Annotated in this window: 21 protein-coding genes and 3 tRNA genes; 10 read left to right on the forward strand and 14 right to left on the reverse strand. The window is 43.9% G+C overall.

Features of this window, described 5'->3' with window-relative positions:
• Positions 1 to 155: 155 nt before the first annotated feature.
• Positions 156 to 1,148: an ABC transporter substrate-binding protein gene (locus RTS10_RS07695; protein ID WP_409455429.1), complete on the reverse strand. Its 993-nt coding sequence runs from the start codon at positions 1,146 to 1,148 to the stop codon at positions 156 to 158.
• A gap of 492 nt (positions 1,149 to 1,640) precedes the next feature.
• Between RTS10_RS07695 and RTS10_RS07700 the strand changes: the two genes are divergently transcribed.
• Positions 1,641 to 2,150: a hypothetical protein gene (locus RTS10_RS07700; protein ID WP_144917381.1), complete on the forward strand. Its 510-nt coding sequence runs from the start codon at positions 1,641 to 1,643 to the stop codon at positions 2,148 to 2,150.
• Between the two features lie 79 nt (positions 2,151 to 2,229).
• Here the strand turns inward: RTS10_RS07700 and RTS10_RS07705 are convergent, their stop codons facing one another.
• The gene (locus RTS10_RS07705) at positions 2,230 to 3,288 is read right to left on the reverse strand and encodes an ABC transporter substrate-binding protein (RefSeq protein WP_312539853.1); all 1,059 of its coding nucleotides are present in this window, start codon (positions 3,286 to 3,288) and stop codon (positions 2,230 to 2,232) included.
• Positions 3,289 to 3,741: 453 nt separating this feature from the next.
• On the opposite strand from RTS10_RS07705, the gene RTS10_RS07710 reads away from it, so the two are divergent.
• Positions 3,742 to 3,903 carry a hypothetical protein gene (locus RTS10_RS07710; protein ID WP_007116336.1) on the forward strand — a complete coding sequence of 54 codons (162 nt, stop codon included), beginning with the start codon at positions 3,742 to 3,744 and terminating at the stop codon, positions 3,901 to 3,903.
• Positions 3,904 to 4,052: 149 nt separating this feature from the next.
• On the opposite strand, the gene metG is transcribed toward RTS10_RS07710, so the two are convergent.
• Positions 4,053 to 6,164 carry a methionine--tRNA ligase gene (gene metG, locus RTS10_RS07715; RefSeq protein WP_309596735.1) on the reverse strand — a complete coding sequence of 704 codons (2,112 nt, stop codon included), beginning with the start codon at positions 6,162 to 6,164 and terminating at the stop codon, positions 4,053 to 4,055.
• 212 nt (positions 6,165 to 6,376) lie between these two features.
• On the opposite strand from metG, the gene apbC reads away from it, so the two are divergent.
• Entirely contained in the window at positions 6,377 to 7,603 is a 1,227-nt protein-coding gene (gene apbC / locus RTS10_RS07720) for an iron-sulfur cluster carrier protein ApbC (protein WP_312539854.1), read from the forward strand.
• A gap of 119 nt (positions 7,604 to 7,722) precedes the next feature.
• On the opposite strand, the gene RTS10_RS07725 is transcribed toward apbC, so the two are convergent.
• From RTS10_RS07725 to RTS10_RS07735, 3 genes are all read right to left on the reverse strand, one after another.
• A complete protein-coding gene (locus tag RTS10_RS07725) occupies positions 7,723 to 9,048 on the reverse strand; it encodes an LD-carboxypeptidase (protein WP_312539855.1) in 1,326 nt (441 codons plus the stop codon).
• Positions 9,049 to 9,108: 60 nt separating this feature from the next.
• Entirely contained in the window at positions 9,109 to 9,396 is a 288-nt protein-coding gene (locus tag RTS10_RS07730) for a hypothetical protein (protein ID WP_312539856.1), read from the reverse strand.
• 125 nt (positions 9,397 to 9,521) lie between these two features.
• Positions 9,522 to 10,082 (reverse strand): hypothetical protein, encoded by a 561-nt coding sequence (locus RTS10_RS07735; protein WP_312539857.1) that lies wholly within the window; start codon positions 10,080 to 10,082, stop codon positions 9,522 to 9,524.
• Between the two features lie 137 nt (positions 10,083 to 10,219).
• Between RTS10_RS07735 and dnaQ the strand changes: the two genes are divergently transcribed.
• The 7 genes from dnaQ to RTS10_RS07770 all read left to right on the forward strand — a co-directional run bounded on the left by dnaQ (position 10,220) and on the right by RTS10_RS07770 (position 18,543).
• Positions 10,220 to 11,917, forward strand: a complete 1,698-nt coding sequence (gene dnaQ, locus RTS10_RS07740) for a DNA polymerase III subunit epsilon (RefSeq protein ID WP_312539858.1) — start codon at positions 10,220 to 10,222, stop codon at positions 11,915 to 11,917.
• A gap of 193 nt (positions 11,918 to 12,110) precedes the next feature.
• Positions 12,111 to 13,802 (forward strand): hypothetical protein, encoded by a 1,692-nt coding sequence (locus RTS10_RS07745; RefSeq protein ID WP_312539859.1) that lies wholly within the window; start codon positions 12,111 to 12,113, stop codon positions 13,800 to 13,802.
• Positions 13,803 to 13,820: 18 nt separating this feature from the next.
• Positions 13,821 to 14,630, forward strand: a complete 810-nt coding sequence (gene nudC, locus RTS10_RS07750) for an NAD(+) diphosphatase (RefSeq protein ID WP_312539860.1) — start codon at positions 13,821 to 13,823, stop codon at positions 14,628 to 14,630.
• A gap of 126 nt (positions 14,631 to 14,756) precedes the next feature.
• On the forward strand, positions 14,757 to 15,566 hold the full coding sequence (locus RTS10_RS07755; RefSeq protein WP_312539861.1) for an RnfABCDGE type electron transport complex subunit B: 810 nt from the start codon (positions 14,757 to 14,759) through the stop codon (positions 15,564 to 15,566).
• Between the two features lie 81 nt (positions 15,567 to 15,647).
• A complete protein-coding gene (gene nth / locus RTS10_RS07760) occupies positions 15,648 to 16,292 on the forward strand; it encodes an endonuclease III (protein WP_050772870.1) in 645 nt (214 codons plus the stop codon).
• A gap of 212 nt (positions 16,293 to 16,504) precedes the next feature.
• The gene (locus RTS10_RS07765; RefSeq protein ID WP_060994803.1) at positions 16,505 to 17,038 is read left to right on the forward strand and encodes an inorganic diphosphatase; all 534 of its coding nucleotides are present in this window, start codon (positions 16,505 to 16,507) and stop codon (positions 17,036 to 17,038) included.
• A gap of 131 nt (positions 17,039 to 17,169) precedes the next feature.
• A complete protein-coding gene (locus RTS10_RS07770) occupies positions 17,170 to 18,543 on the forward strand; it encodes a 3-deoxy-D-manno-octulosonic acid transferase (RefSeq protein ID WP_312539862.1) in 1,374 nt (457 codons plus the stop codon).
• Positions 18,544 to 18,693: 150 nt separating this feature from the next.
• Here RTS10_RS07770 and RTS10_RS07775 read toward each other — a convergent pair whose 3' ends face one another.
• The 8 genes from RTS10_RS07775 to RTS10_RS07810 form a co-directional block, all read right to left on the reverse strand.
• Complete coding sequence (locus tag RTS10_RS07775; RefSeq protein ID WP_036589350.1) at positions 18,694 to 19,494, reverse strand: 3-hydroxybutyrate dehydrogenase; 801 nt, start codon at positions 19,492 to 19,494, stop codon at positions 18,694 to 18,696.
• Positions 19,495 to 19,574: 80 nt separating this feature from the next.
• On the reverse strand, positions 19,575 to 20,357 hold the full coding sequence (locus tag RTS10_RS07780; RefSeq protein WP_312539863.1) for an acetoacetate decarboxylase: 783 nt from the start codon (positions 20,355 to 20,357) through the stop codon (positions 19,575 to 19,577).
• Positions 20,358 to 20,575: 218 nt separating this feature from the next.
• Positions 20,576 to 21,292 carry a 16S rRNA (uracil(1498)-N(3))-methyltransferase gene (locus RTS10_RS07785; protein WP_312539865.1) on the reverse strand — a complete coding sequence of 239 codons (717 nt, stop codon included), beginning with the start codon at positions 21,290 to 21,292 and terminating at the stop codon, positions 20,576 to 20,578.
• A gap of 62 nt (positions 21,293 to 21,354) precedes the next feature.
• Positions 21,355 to 21,444: transfer RNA gene (locus tag RTS10_RS07790), tRNA-Ser, on the reverse strand.
• 414 nt (positions 21,445 to 21,858) lie between these two features.
• Positions 21,859 to 22,164: a CopG family transcriptional regulator gene (locus RTS10_RS07795; protein ID WP_312539867.1), complete on the reverse strand. Its 306-nt coding sequence runs from the start codon at positions 22,162 to 22,164 to the stop codon at positions 21,859 to 21,861.
• A gap of 214 nt (positions 22,165 to 22,378) precedes the next feature.
• The gene (locus RTS10_RS07800; RefSeq protein ID WP_219331010.1) at positions 22,379 to 22,867 is read right to left on the reverse strand and encodes a hypothetical protein; all 489 of its coding nucleotides are present in this window, start codon (positions 22,865 to 22,867) and stop codon (positions 22,379 to 22,381) included.
• A gap of 158 nt (positions 22,868 to 23,025) precedes the next feature.
• Positions 23,026 to 23,101 (reverse strand) — tRNA-Asn (locus RTS10_RS07805).
• 175 nt (positions 23,102 to 23,276) lie between these two features.
• Positions 23,277 to 23,352 (reverse strand) — tRNA-Asn (locus RTS10_RS07810).
• Positions 23,353 to 23,459: the final 107 nt, after the last annotated feature.

Below are 23,459 nucleotides of genomic sequence, written 5' to 3' on the forward strand. Positions count from 1 at the left end.
CCGCTTGTTAATTCAACAAGCAGTCAGGTGTTAAGGTAAACCAAGTGGCGTTAAGCGTAATGCGACTAAAGTAAAAATACGCGCTTTGAAACTTTAGTTGCCACTGGGAAATCAAATTTGCAATCACATTAAAACAGCTAAAACTAACGAATGATTTATTGTTTAGCTTTTGGCGCAGGTTCTACTTGGGCTGCCTGACTAATTAACTCTTGTGGCAGCGTAATACCGACTTCTTGCGCGTGTTTTGGACTAAGGTATAAGTCAAGCTTATTCATAGTGATAGGCTTGATGGTACCTGGTTTCTCGCCTTTTAGGACGCGTCCAACGATTTTACCTGTTTCGATGCCTAAGTCTTTGTAGTTTATACCCATTGCTGCGACTGCACCACGTGCAACGGAGTCAGTATCGGACGCCACTAGGGGTACTTTGATTTCTTTAGCCGCTTGGTAAAGCGACTCATAAGCGGATACCACGTTGTTGTCAAGTGAGGTATAGATGAGCTGAACTTTACCTTGTAGACCGCGAGTGGCTTGGGGAATATCGGTAGTGCGCTGTGCAGGTGCCGCAACGATGTTGATACCCATCGGTTTAAATTTTGTTTCAAGCTCTTTGAGTACTACCGTTGAGTTGACTTCCCCTGGGCTGTATACATAGCCGACTGATTTGAGATTTGGTACGACTTTTTTCATCAGCTCAATCTGTGGCTCAAGTGGCAACATGTCTGATGCGCCTGTCACGTTGGTGCCAGATGCTTCCCAAGATTTTATCAGTTTCGCTTCGACAGGGTCGGTAACCGCAGAGAAAATAACAGGAATTGAGTTGGTCGCTGCAATGACGGATTGCGCCGATGGGGTAGCAATAGCAACGATGGCATCGGGTTTATCCGCAGCAAATTGTTTGGCAATTTGACCGGCAGTCGCCGTATTGCCTTGGGCTGATTGGAAATTTACTTTTAGGTTTTGACCTTCTTTAAAGCCTTCGTTGCCCAGCTCTTCAATCACACCTTGACGAACGGCATCTAATGCTGGGTGCTCAACGATTGCCGTGATAGCGACAGACTTGGTATCGCCTGACGCAGCTGTCGTTGCGCTTGCTGTGCTTGCAGTATTGGCATCAGCTGTTTTATTGTTAGATTGGCTGCAACCCATCAGGCTTGCCATACAAATTCCACCTAGCATCATTGCTTTGGTCAAACGAGAAACACCAAATGTAGCGTTCAACATATATCACTCCAAAAATCCATCCATAGGGTAACAATTAAAAAGGTAAATCTTACACTTCAATAACAATATCATACAGCATTGTTAAACATTATTTACATTTTATCAGCTAATCTTGCAGTCGCATAGCGTTATATGCAGCAGGCAAGTTTGCCAACCATGATTAAAGCTTTGGGTAACTGATTAAAAAGGCATTATCTGATAAATTCCTATAACATAACAATCTGCCTCATTTCGCTAATGTATCATTTTTCAATAATAATTCGCTAAGTCATCAGCTAACTAATAAGTCATAGCGCATTGTTTTTAAGTAGAAAGAAAATTACCACAGCATTGTCATATTAAGTTACATTTTAATTTCATAATAATATAGCTTCATACAAAATTACTTATACAAGGTACAGATAAAGGTGTATGACAATGAAAAAATCGACATTATTAACTAGCTTACTTTTAGCGGGCTCGTTCGTGGCTTCACCCGTTGTTTTGGCAGACCCCGGTCATGGTAAAGCTCAATATAAACAAGAAAAAAACTGGAAACAGCAACAAAAACACTATAAAGATGACCGCAAAGAAAACCAACGCTACAACACGAACCATGATAGAGACCGCGACAGAAGCGACAATCGATACTACGATAGTCGTACGGGTCGCTACCTAACCCACGAGCAGTATCGCCAATTGCCCCCAGGTCTGCAAAAAAATGTTGCACATGGTAAAGCGGTACCACCAGGCTGGGCAAAAAAACTAGACAGTCGTTATTACAGCGTCAAGCGATATAATGACCGTAATGTCTATGTGTTAAATAACAATGCTTATCGCCAGGCAAAGATTATCAGTCGCCCGCGCCCAGGTGAAGTTCGCCTACGTGTTGACAACCGCGTACTTGATGTCATTGAAGCGACACGTGTTATTTTAAATGTGCTTTAAATAACGCATCATTTCACTGCCCAGTTTGAAGAACCCGTCTATTTAGTTAGGCGGGTTTTTTCTTATTTACCCATAGCAATTATTTGTCAATTTTTTGCTCGGGTGTGGTATCAACGTTAATCGCACCTTTTAATAGTTCAGGATTTAGTGTTACGCCTTGTGCTTGGGCGTGTTTTGGGCTCACGTATAAAGTTAATTGGTTCATCACTTCGGGTTTAACTTGAGTGACAGGTGTACCATCCAAAATTTTGCCTACCATTTTGCCTGTGGTACGTCCAAAGTCATAATCATTGACACCGAGTGCTGCCGTAGCACCGCGGCGGACGCTAAACTCATCGGAGGCGATGATGGGAAGTTTTAACGCATTGGCTGATTGCACCATCGATTCAAATGCCGACGCCACATTATTGTCCATTGAGGTATAAATCAACTGGGCTTTGCCGCCAAGGCTATTAGTTGCCATGGCAATGTCAGTCGGACGGTTGGCTGGGATATCCACTAAGTTCATGCCACGCTTTGGTAGCGCAATGTTGAGTTTATCTCGCAGCGCTACCGAATTCATCTCACCTGCACTAAACACATAGCCAATGGATTTGGCTGACGGCATGATTTTTTGTATAAAGTCAAGCTGCGGTGCTAGCGGTAATTGGCTGGATAAACCTGTGATGTTGGGCTGAGTCGGGGTGTTTTGTTGAGTAATGAGTTTGGCGGCAACAGGATCTGACACTGCCGTATAAACAATCGGTATCTCTTTGCTAGCGGCAGCCAACGACTGAGCGGTAGGGGTGGAGATTGCCACAATGGCATCAGGTTTATCAGCGACAAATTGCTTGGATATTTGTCCTGCCGTTGCTGTATTGCCTTGTGCAGATTGAAAATTTACGGTTAGATTTTGCCCTTTGATATACCCTTCAGCAGCCAATTCATCAAGGATACCTTGGCGAATGGCGTCGAGCGATGGGTGCGCCACAATCGCAGAAATGGCGATAGTTTTATTGGGTTTTTGGTTGGCAGTGGCTGAGGGTTTGCTAGCCGTGTCTGCAGCTTGCGCGGATGGTTTCTGAGGTGAGCAGGCGGCTAAAGATAAACCAAGAAGGGCGCAGATAGCGGATAATTGACCGCGTTTGAATGACAACATAGTATTCCCCAATCATCAAAATTGTTTTGTGAGCAGAGTATATCATTTCAACGTACTAGTTTGCTATAACATAAATGAAAGTTTGCTATCTTCTATACATATCATACATAAGTTTTTTTATTGCTTAGCGGTTTTTATGAACATTAGTCTTTTAAAAAATGTTGTAAATATTGCTGTCTGAGTAGGTTTAATTACATAAAGCGCTTAATGGAAACAAAAATACCTTAATTGAAACATAAAGAATCAAAATAATTGGATATTTCATGAAATTGTCATAATAAAATGGTATGAAAATCTTTCGATATCTTTTAGAATACAACTTCTACTCGCAGCATTATTTATCTTTTTTAAACGATTCGTTGCAGCGTTGATTAAGTTAAACATGTCTGTGCTTAGTAAAGGTAAATGATTCACAGATGGAATCATCGTACACTAACTCAACAAGGAGGCTATATGAACTCATCAAACTTGATGGCAGGCGTATTAGTAGTTGGTGCTATTCTACCTTCGGCTGAAGCACCCCATTATTGCCAATACAATAAGTCAGCTAATCCGGTTAGAGCCAATCGAAAATCTATACCTGTTCGCATTAGCGTTAGCAAAAGCGACCGTTAATCGGGCTACATTATCGATTTTTTGATATTTAGGATAGCTTAATAAAAAAACCGCTGGTAATTATCAGCGGTTTTTTGTTGTGATCAAAAAAATGATTAAGAATGTGTCAAAATGTTTCAGCTCATCGCAATCAATCCCAGTTAAGCGCATTAAGCAAGGGTCGCACCCGCAGGGATATGGTCATCTAAAGTAACCACTGTCAATTGACCGGCTTTTTCAGCCGATAAAATCATACCTTCAGAAATACCAAACTTCATTTTTCGTGGCGCAAGGTTAGTGATGCAGACCACAGTTTTGCCCACCAATTGTTCAGGATTATAAAATTTGGCGATACCGCTAAACACATTGCGCGTTTTCACATTGCCCTGCGCATCTGTCTCACCCACATCTAGGGTAAATTGCAGCAATTTATCTGCACCTTCCACGTTGTTGCAAGCTAGTACTTTTGCTACGGTCATGGTGACTTTGGCGAAGTCATCGATACCAATCAATGCTGTATCGCCAGTGGGTTGTTCGCTAGCGGCGGCTTTGGCTTTGCTCGTGCCCGCTTGCCCATTTGCTGGTTGATTGGCGATAGCAGGCTGTTTGTTTAAATCTTCTTTTGAGGCGTCCACCATCGCAGCCACTTTATCTTTGTCAACACGCTGCATCAATGGGGTAAAGGCGTTGATGGTATGCCCGACCAATAACGCATGACGGCTATCAAAGTCTAAGCTGTCAACATTGAGAAAAATTCGTGCTTTTTCACACATCAAAGGCAATACCGGGGCAAGATAAACCACCAATTGACGGAAGATATTAAGCGCGACGGTACACACCGCTTGTACTTCGGCTTGTTGACCTTCAACTTTGTTGAGTGCCCACGGTTTTTTGTCATCAATGTACTCATTGGCTTTGTCTGCGCACGCCATAATCAGACGCATGGCTTTGCTAAATTCCCGCGATTCATAAGCGGCAGCGATGTCTTCGCCCGCATCAATGATTTGTTGCACCAAAGCAGGCTCGCTGATTGTCAGTGCCAGTTTACTACCATGATTTTTATGGATAAATCCTGCACAGCGGCTGGCGATATTGACGACTTTACCCACCAAGTCTGAATTGACTTTTTGCATGAAGTCTTCGAGGTCAAGATTGATATCTTCGACACTGGCTGATAATTTACTAGCAAAGTAATAACGCAAGTATTCAGGATCAAGGTTTTGTAAGTAGGTATCGGCTTTGATAAAGGTGCCGCGAGATTTACTCATTTTCTCGCCATTGACGGTCAAGAAGCCATGCGCGTTGATGGCAGTGGGGGTTCTAAATCCTGCGCCTTCAAGCATGGCTGGCCAAAACAGGGCGTGGAAATACACAATATCTTTACCGATAAAGTGATAAACTTCGGTGTTGTTATGATTTTCTTTTGACCAATACTCATCAAAATTTAAGCCTAACTGCGCACCTTGTTGGTCACACAAGTTTTTGAAACTTGCCATATAACCGACGGGCGCATCGAGCCACACATAAAAATACTTGTCTGGTTCACTGGCTGGGGTGTTTGGGATTTTAAAGCCAAAATACGGCGCATCGCGGCTGATATCCCAGTTGGCAAGCCCTGCATCAAACCACTCTTGTAATTTGTTGGCGATAGAGGTCTGCAGGCGACCTTCTTTACGCGTCCAATTTTGCAAAAATTCGCTAAAGTTTGGCAGGTTAAAGAAATAATGGATGGATGATTTCAAAACAGGCGTTGCACCTGAAAGCGTTGAGTATGGATTTTTGAGTTCGGTGGCATTGTAGGTGGTGCCGCAGACTTCGCAGTTATCGCCGTATTGGTCTTTTGCGCCGCATTTTGGGCATTCGCCTTTGACAAAACGGTCTGCCAAAAACAAGCCTTTTTCTGGGTCATACAGCTGTTCAACTGCTTTGTGCGAGATATGACCGTTTTCATACAAGCGATTATAAATCAGCTGAGAGTAATGCTCATTTTCTGGGCTATGGGTTGAGTAGTAGTTGTCAAAATCAACCAAAAATCCCGCAAAATCTTTTTCATGGGAGGCTTTGACATCGGCAATTTGCTCTTCAGGGGTGACACCGTTGGCTTCTGCTTTGAGCATAATCGCTGTGCCATGGGCATCATCGGCACACACATAGGTCGCTTGATGACCCAGTGATTTCATGGCGCGTACCCAAATATCGGTCTGGATGTACTCAACCAAATGCCCCAAATGAATCGGACCATTGGCATAGGGTAGGGCGCTAGTAACTAAAATTTTTCTCACAATACACCTGTTATTGATTTGTTTAAAAAAATGTCATTATTGCTGTATGATAGCTTAAATCGCATCATTTCCCAACCAATGGGCATCAATCAAACAAGAAAAATTACTTTTCACACAGATATGTTCAATCTGTCTCTGTGAAAATTGGCAATAAACCCCACTTAACAGGGGTTAAAATCGTTAAAATTACAACATTGGGGTAAGCAACTATCATGTTTAACTTTATCAAACCAAAAACCGTGGCGACAGTGGATGAATCCACGCTTAATCAGTTATTTGATGACTATCGCGTCAATAACCAGCCAATTCGCCAGTATGTCAAAGGGGTTAAACAGCAAGGTAATAGTCTGACATTGGATTTGCGCTTGCCCGATGACTGCAATCCTGAACAAATCCATCATGATTTGAGCCAAAAGCTGCATATCCATGGGGTCAGTGAAGTGAATATGAATATTACCTTGTTTGACAGCACTACTGCGCCAAAACCTACGACCAAAGGCAGTGGCTCAACCCTACCAAAAACCACCAATGCCATGCCACCTGTCACTCAGGTCGCGCCACAAAGTGACAAATTAGTCACAGAAACCCCTGAACCTGCGATTGCCAAAAAAGCCACCACCCAAGCAGAATTAAAACCGCATCCACGTATCGAGCATATTATTGTGGTGGCTTCGGGTAAAGGCGGTGTTGGTAAATCGACGACGACAGTGAATATCGCCTTGGCGCTGCAAAAACTGGGCAAACGCGTGGGCGTGCTGGATGCAGATATCTACGGCCCCAGTATTCCAAGTATGCTTGGCGTGGCAGGTCAGCAGCCGCAGCTCGAGCATGAGCAATTCGTACCGATTGCCGCGCAAGGCATACCGATGCTATCTATCGGTAGCTTGTTGAGTGATGACACCACCCCGATTGCTTGGCGCGGTGCCAAAGCCACAGGCGCACTGATGCAACTTTACAACCAAACCAACTGGCCAAATCTTGATTATTTGGTGATTGATATGCCACCTGGGACGGGGGATATCCAGTTGACGCTTGCCCAACGTATTCCTGTGACCGGTGCGGTGATTGTGACCACCCCCCAACATATTGCTTTACTAGATGCGCAAAAAGGCATTGAGATGTTCCGCAAAACCCATATCCCTGTGCTCGGCGTGGTAGAAAATATGGCGCTGCATACTTGTAGCAGCTGTGGGCATACCGAAGCGATTTTTGGCGAAGGCGGCGGGGATAAAATGGCAGCGCAGTATCAAGTGCCACTACTCGGGCAATTACCACTGGCAAAAGGCATCCGCGAACAAGCCGATAAGGGCGAGCCGTCCGTCATTGCCAATCAAGGCGCAGGCGATGAATTTGCCGACTATTATCTCAATATCGCTAAAAATATCGAAGCCAATATCACTAAATTTGCCAAAACGCATGATAACAATCGGATTTTTTAGCGCGATTTGACAGTCAAAGAATATGTGTTAAATAAACCTGTTTGGGCAGCATACAAACAGGTTTTAACTAACATACATAAGACTCCGCTAGACCAATGATACTTTAGATCAATAATACGTTAGACGAATAATTTAGTTAAGTCCAAATTGCCAAAGTTTGCATCGGTTTTAAGATGATAAAACTGGTTGAATGTCGCTTGATAGCCACTACCCACATTGTCAAGTGTGACAGGCACACCGAGCGGAAAATTAATGCGTCTTGCCACATGCCCAAAGGGAAAATCGGTGTAGATGGGTCGCTCTGTCGCTTGTTGGATAGTACGGATGACGGTATCAAAGGTGTAATCACCATTGTAAGCATCACTGATGCCGCTAAAATTAAATTTGCCCAGCACAATCGCTTGCTGTTTTGCCAAAATACCTGATAATACCAAGGTTTGTAGCATACGCTCGATACGGTAGGGCTGCTCACCGGTATCTTCCAAAAATAAAATCCCGTTGTCGATAGTTGGCATATACGGCGTGCCCACCATTGCAGATAACACGCTAAGATTACCGCCCCATAAGATGCCTTTTATCGGCTTAGCCAAAGGACGCGCAGTGTCACGATAAAGCTGAGCTTCTGGCACTTGGATACGTAGCTGGTTTTGGGTACAAAGGTTGATAAAACTTTGGATGGTATCGGTATTCACCTCTGTTTTGCCAAAGTCACTACTGAGCATTGCCCCTGCCACATAAGGCAGATGACCCTTGGCGTACATGGCAAGTTGCAACGAAGTAAAATCACTAAATCCTATCAGCAGTGTGCCGCGATCTTTGAGTTTTTGCGTCAGCGTTCGCCACTGCTGATCACTTAGTTTGTTGAGCAAACGCATCGCGCCATAGCCGCCGCGCACGCCGAGTAATATCTTAGGCAGCTCATGTACAGGTCGATTAAGTAATGCGGTAATATCGCCCAAGCGCTCACTGTCTGAACCTGCAAAGCGCAAATAACGTCGGCTAATCACTTCTGGATTGTCGATATAAAATCCCGCTTGTGTGAGTCGGTGAATCGCCAGTAAGTTACGCTGTTCATCACTGCCAAATCCCGATGGCGCTACCAGATGGAGGTGGACACCGCGACCTTTGAGGGCTTCACAATTGGCTTTGATGGTCGCAAAGTCCCATTGGGGCCATTGGGGATTGATGGGCACTGTTTCCATGGGCGTATTGACATTGGGCATAGCGCTGGGCTCGCCAAAAGCCATGTTATCAGCATCATTGTTTGACACATAGCGCTGTGAAGGTTGGCTAATCACTTGCCCGCCTATGGTCAAATCCGCTTTTGCACCCGTTACCGTCGCTGCCGATAGCGCTATCCCTGTCTTTAGCAGTCGGCGCCGCGTTAAGCCAGCCAAGTGGGTGGTAGTCATGGGGGCGTGAGTATTCGCCATTTTTTGAGACATTTTATTATCCAAACAAATTCATCGACTTACAAGAATCATGGTTCAACTAATCCGGTATGTTTAATCAGGTATATTCATCTTGTTGTTGGTATCTGCCGAGATACCATAGTAAAAAACCCCTGTCGCCACCAAACTCGATACCAACACAAACATCATATCAAGCGCAGCTTTGTGCATAACATATAAATTCAATAGCGCAAAGACCACGACCGCGAGCACAAAAAAAATCGCCGCGTATTGCCATTTTTTATCATTTGGGATGGAGGAGCCTTTGTATCGAAAATGACGGATACTAAAGCCACTAGTGTATGCCACCAAGCCCAGCACTAACCATGCAAAAAAATTCATCGCTTATTCTCTATCAATCGTTTGGGGTTAAAATTTGCATGAGATATATTAACTCAAGCATCAAATCAAGCAGCAGACCCAGCTCATCAAATCAAGCTCATCAAGTCAAGCAGCAACTCAGGTGATTAAAGTTTGCTAGTTTGCTCGCATGCTACTTTATAGACAGTATTACTGCCTTTGTAGACATAACCCAGATAGGGGCTGTCAAATTGCGGGTTTAGGCTTGCAAAACTATCGGTGATTTTGGCGAGCACGAACACGCGGTCGGGACGGGCAATGACTTTTTCTAAGTATTGATGTTCATCGGCTTTGATGTCAAAGTATTTTTGTATATCAGGGCTGTCAGTGGCGATGACTTGCATGGCTTCAGGCTTGTCCCAGTTTTTGCTAGGGTCGTTAAACTCGCGCATTTGCATGGCGTAACTTTCACCATTTTTACTATCACCATTTTTGATGATTTTGATTTGCGCAGGTTCTGTATGGCTGACTGTGTAACAGCCCACAAACACATCATCGCTAGCGGCAGGTTGTGATAACGCTGGCGACTGTTTTGCGCCATCGCTGCTAGTGGTTGCAGGGGATTGGGGCTTGTTACAAGCTGCCAAATTTAGGCTTAGCGCACAGACCATAGCCATACCCACCTTGGTCAACACAGCTGACACGAGCGCACGAGATTTTTTTTGCATAGACGTCCTTTACAACCAGCAGATAGCAACTATAAGCGGTTATTATAGACGTTTTGGCATGGCTTTTTATGCTTTTTTTTCTTATACTGAGGGCTATTTTTTTTGATTGTTTTGCTGTTTCATATGGGTTGTTATCTATGTCAAATCATGCCTTAACGCCCCTTGTGGGTCGAACCCTTGCTTACACTGATGGCGCCTGCCGTGGCAATCCTGGTAAAGGGGGCTTTGGTGCTGTGGTGATTTTACCTACGGGTGAGCAAATTGATATTTGCGGGGGTGAGGCGCATACCACCAACAACCGCATGGAGCTGATGGGTGCGATTGCGGCACTGGAAAACAGCCCAAAAGCGTTACCGATTCAAATCTGGTCAGACTCTAGCTATGTCATCAAAGGCATCAGCGAATGGCTGGCAGGGTGGAAAAAGAAACATTGGAAAAATGTCAAAAATGTGGAATTATGGCAGCGACTTGATGGGCTGTGCCAGCAGCGACAAATTGACTGGCAATGGGTCAAAGGACATGCCGGTCATGATGGCAATGAATATGCCGATAAGCTTGCAAACCAAGGCATTGACCAACTGCCCAAAAGCTTTAACAAAGTGATTAAAAATCCACCCAATCCTACCACTGATTTAGATGTTAAATCGGATTTTAGTGATAAAAACCCTGATTTTGATAGTAAAAAAAAAGACCCGCCCATGAACCCAATGTCAACCGATAACAACCCAGTCCTCACTCACTCAGCGTTAACCCGCGATTTTAGCGATACGTCTTTTGATGACGCGCAAGACATGGCGTTTGCCGACAATGAGATGATGGGTGATATCTTTTTGCAGGCACTTGACGGTGAACCCGCCGCAAGCACTATTCAAACAAGCACTACCCAAACCAGCCATGCTCAAGCTATCCATACTCAAACTAGCATCGATGTATCAACTCAGTCATCGTTAGGGGGAGAGCTGACCCACTCGCCAACAAGTGCTAACCCACATTTTGCGGTGTTCACCAACCCACAAGGGCAATTTGTCGCGCAAGATGACAGCTTGATTGCTCAGCGTCCCGTGTTTAACGGTATTACTAGTCAGCCCAACCCGAATTTTATACCTTTATTGCCCATCGCCAAACACAAAGGGACTGCCAATCGCCAGCTGATTCTCGATACTGAGACCACAGGGTTTGAAGCGCAAAATGGTGACCGTATCATTGAGGTCGGTATCGTTGAGATGATTAATCGACGTTTTACCGGTGAAAAACTGCATGTCTATATCAACCCAAAAATTGAGATGGGTGAGGAAGTCATTCGCGTTCATGGCATTCACAATGTGTTTTTAAATGATATGCCCGTGTTTGAGCAAGTTGGTGAAGCGATTTATGACTTTTTGCAAGGCGCAGAACTCATCGCGCATAATGCAGGGTTTGACATGAGCTTTTTGCAAGCTGAGTTTGCGCGACTTGGTTTGCCTGATATCCACCAAACCGTCACTGTGACAGACAGCCTTGCCATCGCCAAACGCATGTTCGCAGGGCAGCGCAATACCTTGGATGCGCTAGTTAAACGTCTCAATGTCGGTAAACAAGACCGTACCTTCCACGGCGCGTTACTCGATGCCGAGATTTTAGCGGAAGTGTATTTGGCGATGACAGGTGGACAGGTTGCGTTAGCCATCGATGATGATGTCGGCGGCGGTGTAGGCGGTGCGACTGAACATCAGCGTTTTAGCACGACTATCAAGCGCTTTTTGGCAAGTAGTGATGCTGAGCAGGCGCATCTTGAATGGCTTAACGCCTTAAAAGATAACAACCCGCAGCTGGCTGAAAACTGGGCGAGTGTTTAACAATAAACAATGCCTCATTAAATTTTGTAAAAGCATTTCTTTGATGGGCAAAATTTCATGATAAAGTGTGATTATTGTGCTGGTATTAACACTTTGACATAGACACTGGCATAGGCACGTCTTACAATAATCAGCAATAAGCGTAGCTGTCATTTTACCTTTATCACCTTAAAATCATTTTGGATAAAAAAACATGAGTCTGCCAAGTCCTAACTCACAAAAACTAACGGCCACCAATTTTGATTTGCCTTCATTGCATTTATTAAGACCTGAGATTGCCGTGACGCTACATGATGCCGAAATGCATTTAAGTGAGTTTAATGACGACAGTAGTCAAGCGCCTTTGCTACTTGATTCCGTGGATACCTTGGCGCAACTGGCAAAAGTATTGCGGTTGATTCAATTAGAGGAAGGCTATGAACTTGCCAATAGTCTATCGGCAGGACTGCAAAAACTCTATGACGAGCGCGACCAACCCAACCGTGACAAAGCTGGCAATGACATGATGATGGATGTGTCAGAAGGTATCATGACGTTGGCGCGTTATATCGAGTTTGTATTACTTAAAGAGACCATTGAACCTTCGTTGTTGTTGCCGATTATCAATCAACTTCACAGCGATTTGAATCAGCCAGCACTGCAGCTATCAGACTTAACTGCCAACAAAAACAGCAGTATCGCGATTGCCAATCCAGAACAAAATTACCAACCGTTAAAATCACTCGGCATTGACCCAAAAAAACTGGTGGAAGCTTATCGCGCAGGTCTGAGCGTGGCACTCACTGCACACAGCAATCAATTATCGCCAAAAGAGCTAGAAAAACTCAAAGCCATGCAAGCTGCGTGTGAGATGGTTTCAAAACGTACCGATAGTTTGTTTTGGCATGCCGCTGATGCGGCGGTATCAGATTTGGCGGGGGCTTTACCGCTTAGCAACTTGCAAAAGCGTGCGCTCATTTTTGTTGAACAACAATTTAATGACTATCTACCTGTCAATGATTCTCGCTTTGCTGATTTGGTGCAATTTGCCAGTTCAAGAGATAGCCAGCTTGCCTTGCAAGTTCAGCGCAAATTCTCGGCCAATACCTTAGACGAAACCCAGCTAAAAACCATGCGCCGCTTCTTATTTGGACCTGACCGTGAAGTGACCAGTGCGCTTAATCAACTTATCCAGCAAGAAATTGATTTGATTAAATCTGCCAGTGACAGTTATGCCCGCCAAGTTAATCTCAATTCAAGTACAGATGAGATTGATAGCATGGCGCAGCATTTGCATGATTTAAGTAGCGTGTTTAAAACCTTAAATTTAAATGAGGTGAGTGCAGCGCTGACTCAACAAATTGGCAAAGTAAAAACTTGGACGCAGCCAACGCCTGATGATTTTGATGAATTGCTTGGCACTTTAATGATGGCAGAAAATGCGGCGATTAACCTAGCAAAATCACATACCTCAGGTGCGGTGACATTGCCCGTGTACAACCAGACTATTTCGCTACATCAAATCGAAACGGCTCACAACACGCTCGTCCAAGAAAGCCGTACCGCGATTGCCACCATTGAAACTGCGCTCAATGATTATCTAAATGACACCGACAAAGATATTTTACATATCAAGCCTGTGCCTGATATTATGCGGGCTATCTCGGGTGCTTGCTTATTTTTAAACTTACCTCGGCAAAGCCAACTGCTCAAACGCGGTGCCACAGTGCTACAAAATTTAATCGAGCAACAGGGTCGCGAGTTGTCAGAGCATGCGCTTGCTAAAATTGCCGATATTGTGATGTCAGCAGATTATTATCTAGAAAGTCTTGAAACGAACAAACCCGCAGGCAACCATGCAATGCATGTAGGCTATCGCAGCTTACAACACATGCTTGTGGCTTAAAGTAATTTGGTAACCAATATGACCGCATTACACCATGATTTGCTTATTTGTGATAACGATAAGTTCGCCTGTATAGGCGGACTTCCTTTTTTTTATCGTTGTGAGGACGTGCCCGCTCAGGCCGTTAAAGTGGACACCGATGAGGCAGGCAACAGTATTTATGCCATTGCCCATCAAGATATCGACTTGTCACAATTGCCAGAAGAAATTACAGGACAGATTGAGTTTTTGCGCTTTCGACATCTGATTGGCAGCCTTGATGCGCTACAATCCAGCCAATTAGCCAAAGCCATGCAGTTGTTACGCTTTCGTCAAGATCATCAGTTTTGTAGCCGCTGTGGTACGCCCACGGAGTTACACCTCATTGAAAATGCCACCGTTTGCCCTAGATGCCATTATCACCAATATCCCAGAGTACAGCCTTGTATCATCACCGCCATCATCAAAACCACCTCAGACAAACCACAGATTTTGTTGGCGCATCATCTACGGGCGACCGATAGCAAAATGTATACCGTGCTGGCAGGTTTTGTGGAAGTGGGTGAGAGCTTAGAGCAATGCGTGCATCGTGAAGTGATGGAAGAGGTGGGGTTATCTGTCAGCAATTTGCGCTATTTTGGCAGCCAACCGTGGCCTTTTCCCAGCAATTTAATGGTAGGCTTTATTGCAGAGTACCAAAGTGGCGATATCAGCATAGATAACAATGAGCTGATGGATGCCCAATTTTTTGATATAGATAGTTTAGATGAAAACGGCCCTATCATCCCGCCAAAAGGCACGATTGCTTACCAACTGATCGAATGGGTCAAACAGCATTACCAATCTTAAACGGATTGATTAAGTGATTTGTCTTCATTATTTGTCTTGATGATTTGTATTGATAGGTTATAGGCGAAATAGGCATGAGCTATGGTAAAATACACATTGATGATTATAGTGAATAAAAATTGAGCCATGTCTGATAGCCAACCTGTTTTCGAAGTACCCAATCTATTTAATAATTTAAACCTAAATAGTCTAAGTATCGAGCATCAACGATTAATACAACAAATCGACCAAGTCCTGCCGCAAACCCAATGCGGGCTATGCGGTCATCCTGAAGGCTGTCTGCCGTATGCCACCGCCATTGTCACACTGGGCGAGTCGCATAACCAATGCGTGCCCGGTGGGCAATCAGTCACCGACCAAATCGGCAAACTGCTTGGGCGTATCCCAATGACAGCTGAAGCCTCAAAGTGGCAAACCGATCCCGCTACCAATCGTCCGATGGAAATGCGAGCCATCATTCGAGAAGAAGATTGCATTGGCTGTACCAAATGTATCCCTGCGTGTCCTGTCGATGCCATTATTGGCTCAGGCAAACGTATGCACACCATTTTTACCGACCTATGCACAGGTTGTGAGCTGTGTTTGCCGCCCTGTCCAGTGGACTGCATCGAGCTGGTACCCTTCACACGGTTGATGGATGACGCGACAAGGCAAACCGAGCAAGACGGATTACGCGCGCGCTATTACGCCCATCTTGACCGTATCGAACGCCAAGTCAATGACAATACCAATGCCAAACCTGTGGTCAGTATGGTACAAGCCAAACTCAATGATATCAAAGTCGATATCGATGCAGCAGCGGCAAAAAACGCCATCGAAGCGGCAAAACTACGCACCCAAATCAAAAAATTAGAAAAACAACTTGCCGTACGCGCTGATGACAACAAACAAGCCTTGTTGCAAGCCTTGCAGCAGCAACTTGCGACACTGCCATAACCTAAAGAGTGCATAATGGTTGCCAACATCAAATCAAAAATCCAAGTGCCCAAAACCGCAGAGACACCGCCCTCACGGCGCATGCCCAATAAAAACGTGTTGCCGTTTTTCCAAAAACTAGCCGCAGCTATTGAAAAACCAGAGACGGAACTGGAATATCAAAGCAACTTTGAATTGTTGATCGCGGTCATACTGTCGGCACAAGCCACCGATGTCAGTGTCAATCTGGCTACCCGCAAACTGTATGCCGTTGCCAATACCCCGCAAGCAATTTTGGATTTGGGTGAAGCGGGGCTAAAAAGCTATATCAAAACCATTGGGCTATACAACAGCAAAGCCAAAAATGTGATGAAATGCTGTCAAGACTTGGTGGATAAATTTGCTAGCGAAGTACCGCAAACCCGCCACGAGCTTGAAAGCCTAGCGGGGGTTGGGCGAAAAACTGCCAATGTGGTGCTCAATACCGCCTTTGGACAGCCTACTATGGCTGTGGATACCCATATTTTTCGTGTTGGTAATCGCACAGGCTTGGCAACGGGTAAAAATGTGCGAGAAGTGGAAGATAAACTCATCGCACGAATACCACAGGATTATATATTAGACGCGCACCATTATTTGATTTTGCATGGGCGTTATACTTGTAAAGCTAGAAGTCCCGAATGTGGCAAATGCCCGGTGTTTAATGAATGTATGTTTAAAGACAAAGCCAAGTTTATTGAAAAGTAAGTGCATTTAATAAGTGCATTTAAATTAACACAGGATGTTAAACGACCAATTTTTTTAATTCCAAACTTGCCTATGTATATTCATAATTTCCTAGAAGTTGCGATGGGAATAAATAGAGAAAGCCAACAGACTTTGCTATAATCAACCCACTTTTAGGCTGCTTTTTTACAAGCAGTTTTGTAAACAACTTTACTAACAAAAAGGAAAAACTCATGGCAGATTTTAACCAAATTCTTGATGCGGGCGATGTTGATGGCGGCGTGATTAACGTGGTTATCGAAATTCCAGCGGGTTCAAACAACAAAATCGAATGGAACCGTAAACTTGGCGTGATGCAACTTGACCGCGTAGAGCCACAATTATTTGCCAAACCTACCAACTATGGTTTTATCCCACAAACCCTTGACGAAGATGGCGACGAATTAGACGCACTAATCATCACTGACACCCCGCTACCAACAGGCATCTTTATCGAAGCCAAAGTCATTGGCGTGATGAAATTTGTCGATGATGGTGAAGTGGATGATAAAGTGGTCGTCGTACCTGCCGATGACCGCAACAACGGTAACGCTATCAATACCCTAGCAGATTTACCACAGCAGCTGATTAAGCAAATCGAGTTCCATTTCAATCACTATAAAGATTTGAAAAAAGCGGGCACAACCAAAGTTGAAAGCTGGGGCGACATTGAAGAAGCCAAAGCGGTGATTAAAGAATCACAAAAACGCTGGACAGAACAAGCCTAATGGCTGGTCTTGAATTTAGCTAACGCTTAAGTTCAAAAACCCTACCCACAAAGTAGGGTTTTTTTATTGCTATTTAAGCCCTCGTTTTTTACAATAACGCCATTTTTTATTAAGTTGTTTCAAGAGTCGTTATGCAAGCCACACCGTTATACTATCGTCTCGCCATGTCGCTGTTAAAGCCACTATACCAACTAAAACTTGCGAGCAAAACCACCTTGCCTAATGAAAAGCAGCAACGCTTCGGTCAAGTGTTTCCCGAGATTCACACCCATCAGCCGATAATTTGGTGTCATGCGGTATCACTCGGTGAAACCAATACCGCCGAACCGATTTTAAGAGATTTGCTCGCGCAAGGCTATGCCCTGTGGGTGACCAATACCACCCATACAGGCTATAACCGCGTCGAGCAGCTGTTTGCGCCTGAGATAGCAGCAGGCAAGGTGTACCATAGTTTTGTACCGGTCGATAGCAAAGCGGTGATTGATAAATTTTTGACCCATGTCCAACCTATCGCCGCGTTATTTATCGAGACTGAATTGTGGGGTACCACGCTTGCTGAACTGAGCAATCGTCAAATTGCCACGATTTTGGTCAATGGTCGCTTGTCAGAAAAATCTTTTAAGGGCTATCAAAAAGCTGCCAAGCTTAGCCAAAGCATGATGGAGAATTTAAGCCTTATCATCGCCCAAGACAGCGATTCTGCCAAACGCTTTCGCCAATTGGGCGCTACCAGTGACAAAATTCGTATTGCCAGCTCGCTTAAATGGTCTAGTAAAACCAACCCGTTGATGTTAAGCCGTGCCGAAAAGTTAAAACAAAGTTGGCACTTGTCAGATCGTGCCGTGATTTTGGCAGCCAGTACCCATGAAGGCGAAGAATTGGCAATTTTAGACAGTTTTTTAACCGTGAAAGCCCAGTATGCCAACCGTCATCCGCTGCTCATTATCGTACCCCGTCATCCTGAGCGGTTTGATGATGTCGCCAAATTGATTGATGCCAAAAATTTACCGGTGATTCGTCGTAGTCAAGATGGTGAACCTGCCAAAAACCAGAGCGTTTATTTGGCAGATAGTATGGGTGAGCTTGGCGTGTGGTATGCTCTTTCAGACATTGCCATTGTCGGTGGGTCTTTGGTGAATATCGGGGGACATAATCCGATAGAAGCAGCCATTGTCGGCAAGCCGATTATTATGGGGCAATATACCCAATCTTGCCAACTGATTGTAGATCAGTTAAAACAATCCGGTGCATTGGTGCAAGTCAATGGTAGTGAGGAATTAACGCAGCAACTGGCTCACTGGCTTGCCAACCCAAAATCTGCCCAAACCGCCGGTCACGTCGGGCAAATCTTAGCAGAAAAATATCAAGATGCGACCAAGCAACAACTTGCCATGATCATGCAATGTATCGCTGATAATAAGGAACAGCTTATAAAATCAGAGATTCAAAAAATTGACCATGAACCTGTGGCGAGTGATGGTCGAAAGTTCATTGACGATCTGTAACTCATGAATTAACCATTTATGTAGCGTGCAAACGCCAAAAAAAAGAACTAGCCACGCTAGTCCTTTTTTATCAGTCAGTTTTGTAGTTTATTCTTGTAGTCTATTCTTGTACTTCGGTTTTGTACTTTAGTTTTGTAAGCCAGTATTCGGCTATTTCATAAACCAACCATGACTTGCGATAAATGATTGACCTGTCATCGCATTGGTTGGGAAAGCCGTTAAAAATAAGGTTAATTGAGCGATATCATCGGTTGTGGTAAATTCACCGTCAACGGTTTGACCCAGCATTACATTTTTTACCACTTCTTCTTCAGAAATGCCTTTTTCTTTGGCTTGTTCTGGGATTTGTTTTTCAACCAGTGGGGTTTTGACAAAGCCTGGGCATACCACGTATGAGCGCACGTTGTGAGCGGCGCCTTCTTTAGCCAATACGCGGGCTAGACCTAATAGCGCGTGTTTGGCAGAGACATACGGTGCTTTTAGCGCTGATGCTTCATGCGAGTGTACGGAGCCCATATAAATGACGGTACCTACTTTATCATTTTGATACATGTATTTAAGTGCCGCTTTGGTAGTCAAAAAAGCACCGTCTAGATGAATGGCAATCATTTTTTTCCAATCTGCGTAGCTAAATTGGTCGATGGGGTTGATGATTTGGATACCGGCATTGGATACCAAAATATCAATATCCCCAAATTCTTGTACCAGTTTATCCACACCAGCATTTACCGCATCTTCATTGGTCACATCCATGGCAATGGCAACCGCTTTGCCGCCTGCAGCTTTGATTGCATCCACGGTTGCTTGCGCCGCATCTGGGTTGATATCTGCAATACCTACCGCAGCGCCCGCTTTGGCATAGGTTTCTGCGATATCGCGGCCGATACCACTTGCAGAGCCAGTGACGAGTGCGACTTTACCTGTTAAATCAGTAGTGAGTTGGGTAGCCATGATTTTCTCCTTAATTTTTTATGACAAAGTGGTTTTATTATGACGGTTTTAATTATTAAAAATTAATTATTGAAAGTTAATTATTGAAAGTTACTATCGGGACGGGCTTGCGCATCGGCAATATAGTCTACCGCTACTTCTCCCAACGCCAGAGTGAGATTAGCAATAATGTGAGAGGTTTTTACAATTTCTAACACAGGTAATTTCGACACGGGTGCCATCACATGGTCAAACAACTGTAAGGTAGCAGGTCCTGTATAGGCTGCTTTAACTTCTACATCGGTCAAATAATAACGCACCAACTCGCAAATACGCGGCGTGCCATCGACATGGGGAATAAGTTTTAACAAATAATTGGGCGTTTTTTCCATATTGGCTTTGACAGTGGCTTTGTCCAGCTCATCATATTTATATGCCATAGTGCCTGTGGCTACGCGCACACTGCCATAGTCGAGGGTGCCAAGTAGGGTGTCGTTGTTGTCAACGGTTAATACAGGCGACGCCATTTTTTTTGGAAAACCCCACAGCTCACGCCCGCCCGCGGTAGGTCCAAAGTCATCTAAAAACATACAATGGGTATAATTGGCATGACGGCCTTCGGCATCAATCACTTCGATCACTTGTCCTGATTCGGTATAGTTGCCAAATCCTGTGCTGTTGGGCATACGGATAAACTCGTAACTCACCAGTGCGTCATCAGTGATTTGGAGTGGCTCAGGTACAATAGCGCGCAGTTTTTCGGGATCGGTGCGGTAGGTGATAATAAAGTATTCGCGGTCAAAAAATTCGTAAGGACCATTCGAACAAGGTGGGGCAGTAAAAGGCATAAACGTCGCGTTATCTAAGATATCACTCGCTTTCATCAGCTTTCCTTTTTATCTCGTTATTTTATCTAGTTATGCAATATTATTTAATTTTATCGTTATGACATGAAGCAGGAAATATCATACACCCTTATGCAAAATCAATCCCAAGACAAAATTGTTATGTTGTTGTAATGATTTTTTCAGACTCGCGTCGGCTTAACTTTGGCGATAGCAGGTTATCTGACGGCAATGTAGGGCTGTTCTTATGGACTATTTTATTGGCTAGTTAACAGTGCATGACCGCATAGCACACTCACGGCATTCTCAGTGCGTAAGATACGATTGCCAATATGCGCCGCTTGGCAGCCAGCGGTTTTGAATAATTCGACTTCATAATCGATCCAGCCGCCTTCAGCCCCAATCACTAGCACATGTGGCAGGGCATTGTCCCACACTTGGGTAAACTGCTCATTGGCATAAGGATGTGCCAAAATAGCCTGTTTACCTGCGATTAAAGCAGGTAGTTCATCTTCAACAAAGGGTTTTAAGCGTTTTTTGAGGCTCACGGTCGGGCTTACGGTATCGCAGGCTTGTTGTAGGCCTTCATGGATATAGTTATCGAGCTGAGTTAAAAAAGGGGTCTGCCAGTAGCTTTTTTCACTACGGTAACTATTGACCAAGATAATATGCTGGACACCCATCGCCGTCATGTCCAAAAATAGACGACGCAATACCTTGGGGCGGGGAATTGCCAAAATAACAGTCAGCGGAAGTTTGGCAGGTGGTGCAATAGTACAGTGGATTTGCGATAATTCGATGCTTGAATCGTGGATATTACTGACAACCGCTGTGCCTAAATGACCATTTTTGATACCGACTTTCACCGTATCGCCCAATGCCACTTTAAGCACCTGTTTTAAATGCATCACGCTCGTTTTATCATCAATAATAGCGGTCGATGAGGTATTTTGCGGTAAAAGAATGATATTCATAAGGATAAATCTTAGGCAATAAAAAACCCCAAAACTTAATCAAGTTAGGGGTTTTTTCAATATGGCGGAAGCTGAGAGATTCGAACTCTCGAAGGGCTCGCACCCTTGCCGGTTTTCAAGACCGGTGCATTCAACCGCTCTGCCAAGCTTCCAAATTGTGGTGGCTATTATATACAAGTGAAATAACAATGCAAGCATTTTTTTACGTTAATGCAAAAAATATTAGCAAAAGAAAGCTAAATAAAAAGTTAGATAACTATATTGAATACCTTGGCTTAATACCTGGGCTTCATAACTTGCGCTAATGTTAAGCAAAATATTGAAGCAAAAAACGCTCAAAACCCACCAATCCTGAGTCTAAAAATATTGATACAACGGGTTGTTTTAGTGCCTCCATGTAACCCATTACAGTTTAACAATAATGTTGAAAATTACCTTGCTGATACGTTATCACATTGTTAATAACTCGCTGCTCTGGCACGTTACATAAGTCTATAAAAGCGTTGGTAAATCTTAAAAAACCCAAAACATTTGCGTTTTGGGCTTTTTTATGGGGCTAAAAATGCTTAAGGTTTTGCCGTATCGTTTGCTTTGGCTGCTGGCTCATTGGCTGTCTCCTCAATCGCTTCAAAAATCACCTCATCAGCCACCCCTTGACGCTTCAGCTTTTCGATAAAACGGCTGTCTTTGGCGAGTGAGTAGCCGACATTCTCGGCATCGAGTCCCCGGCGAATATATAAGCGGATCAAGCCTTGAATACGTGGAAACCCATGGCTTTTGGCGACTTGGGTTAACAAATCCCGCATTTCTTCAGTGATTTTGATATGAATAGGAACCATGACTTGTTGATTTTTTTTGATTTTAGTAATCATTTGCATGCCTCGCGTGTGATCAATTTTTAGCAATGAAGCTAGATGTAACCAGTTTATCAATTAGACGGAAAATTTAGCACAATTAGATATCTTTAACCTAGTGTAATTATTTCATTGGCGAGAAACAAGCAAGGCAAACGTAAAATTCCTACAAAAATCTTAGCCAAATGTTGCATTAGCTTAACGCTGCACGCGACAATCAGGCGAAATTTCTTTACAAAATTTGTTGTTCCCAATAGGCCTGTACCGATTTATCACATTGATAAACCTTCTCAACGATGCGATCGGCAGGGGCATTATTCACTTTTTTTACCAATTCAACCCACAGCTCAGGCGTACCGAGTTCAATAATCACATTAAACAGGGGCGTCATATCGCGCTGCAACAGCGATTGGTCAATCATATATGCCGCAAACACACACGCTTTCGGGCTTTTATCGGACACTGCGCGATAAGCCATGCCATCAAGCAAGGCTGGCACGGTGATTTTGAATTCTGGTAAAAGCTGCATGGCTAAATGCGCGCTATCAGGCAGCTTGATTAGCTCGATAAATTGGGTGATTAAGTTTTCATAGTAAGATTTATCTTCTGGTGACAGTTTACCTTGCTGATGATCGCTCACTAGCTGGGTGATGCGGTCTTTATTAATCGCTTGTTGTAGGGTCAAAAATTGTGATTGGGTAGGGGAAAACGACAGCGTCATAACTAGTACCTTATCAATAGTATCTTAAGTACTTTAGCAGGTGAGATAATAGGGTATCAAACAAAAGCGTATTAAACAGCAAATTGCTAAACTTTGCTCATAAAAAAACCCATTCACAAGGGAACGGGTTCAAAATATACAACAGAATTTGGCTTGATTGGCTCTCCAACCTGGGCTCGAACCAGGGACACATGGATTAACAGTCCATTGCTCTACCGACTGAGCTATTGGAGAACAGATAATCAAGTGGTGCGTATATTACTGAGATTTAAAAAATGAGTCAAGCATTTTTTAGCAAAAAATATCAATAAAATTCATGATGCAAAATGACCCATAGCAATAACGATAGATAAAAAATGCCACATAAAAAAAAGACCTTTAACAAGCGATGTTAAAGGTCTTCTTAATATGGCTCTCCAACCTGGGCTCGAACCAGGGACACATGGATTAACAGTCCATTGCTCTACCGACTGAGCTATTGGAGAATAAGCGGTAGAATTTTTTGTTAAACCTGCAAAAATCATCGCAGCGTTTAAGTGGTGCGTATTTTAGCAAATTAACTGTGACTGTCAAGCCCTATATCAAAAATATT

It is taken from the genome of Moraxella sp. CTOTU47616, assembly GCF_032017465.1.
In the GTDB taxonomy this organism is placed as follows: domain Bacteria; phylum Pseudomonadota; class Gammaproteobacteria; order Pseudomonadales; family Moraxellaceae; genus Faucicola; species Faucicola tetraodonis.

Bases quoted from the DNA above. Each gene is read 5' to 3' on its own strand.
- RTS10_RS07710 (WP_007116336.1), top strand. From the start codon at position 3,742: ATGAACTCATCAAACTTGATGGCAGGCGTATTAGTAGTTGGTGCTATT.
- RTS10_RS07780 (WP_312539863.1), bottom strand. From the start codon at position 20,357: ATGAAAGCGAGTGATATCTTAGATAACGCGACGTTTATGCCTTTTACT.
- RTS10_RS07755 (WP_312539861.1), top strand. From the start codon at position 14,757: ATGTCTGATAGCCAACCTGTTTTCGAAGTACCCAATCTATTTAATAAT.
- RTS10_RS07765 (WP_060994803.1), top strand. From the start codon at position 16,505: ATGGCAGATTTTAACCAAATTCTTGATGCGGGCGATGTTGATGGCGGC.
- apbC (WP_312539854.1), top strand. From the start codon at position 6,377: ATGTTTAACTTTATCAAACCAAAAACCGTGGCGACAGTGGATGAATCC.
- RTS10_RS07725 (WP_312539855.1), bottom strand. From the start codon at position 9,048: ATGTCTCAAAAAATGGCGAATACTCACGCCCCCATGACTACCACCCAC.
- nudC (WP_312539860.1), top strand. From the start codon at position 13,821: ATGACCGCATTACACCATGATTTGCTTATTTGTGATAACGATAAGTTC.
- RTS10_RS07735 (WP_312539857.1), bottom strand. From the start codon at position 10,082: ATGCAAAAAAAATCTCGTGCGCTCGTGTCAGCTGTGTTGACCAAGGTG.
- RTS10_RS07770 (WP_312539862.1), top strand. From the start codon at position 17,170: ATGCAAGCCACACCGTTATACTATCGTCTCGCCATGTCGCTGTTAAAG.
- RTS10_RS07795 (WP_312539867.1), bottom strand. From the start codon at position 22,164: ATGATTACTAAAATCAAAAAAAATCAACAAGTCATGGTTCCTATTCAT.
- RTS10_RS07700 (WP_144917381.1), top strand. From the start codon at position 1,641: ATGAAAAAATCGACATTATTAACTAGCTTACTTTTAGCGGGCTCGTTC.
- RTS10_RS07695 (WP_409455429.1), bottom strand. From the start codon at position 1,148: ATGGGTTGCAGCCAATCTAACAATAAAACAGCTGATGCCAATACTGCA.
- nth (WP_050772870.1), top strand. From the start codon at position 15,648: ATGCCCAATAAAAACGTGTTGCCGTTTTTCCAAAAACTAGCCGCAGCT.
- RTS10_RS07730 (WP_312539856.1), bottom strand. From the start codon at position 9,396: ATGAATTTTTTTGCATGGTTAGTGCTGGGCTTGGTGGCATACACTAGT.
- RTS10_RS07800 (WP_219331010.1), bottom strand. From the start codon at position 22,867: ATGACGCTGTCGTTTTCCCCTACCCAATCACAATTTTTGACCCTACAA.
- RTS10_RS07745 (WP_312539859.1), top strand. From the start codon at position 12,111: ATGAGTCTGCCAAGTCCTAACTCACAAAAACTAACGGCCACCAATTTT.
- RTS10_RS07785 (WP_312539865.1), bottom strand. From the start codon at position 21,292: ATGAATATCATTCTTTTACCGCAAAATACCTCATCGACCGCTATTATT.
- RTS10_RS07705 (WP_312539853.1), bottom strand. From the start codon at position 3,288: ATGTTGTCATTCAAACGCGGTCAATTATCCGCTATCTGCGCCCTTCTT.
- dnaQ (WP_312539858.1), top strand. From the start codon at position 10,220: ATGTCAAATCATGCCTTAACGCCCCTTGTGGGTCGAACCCTTGCTTAC.
- RTS10_RS07775 (WP_036589350.1), bottom strand. From the start codon at position 19,494: ATGGCTACCCAACTCACTACTGATTTAACAGGTAAAGTCGCACTCGTC.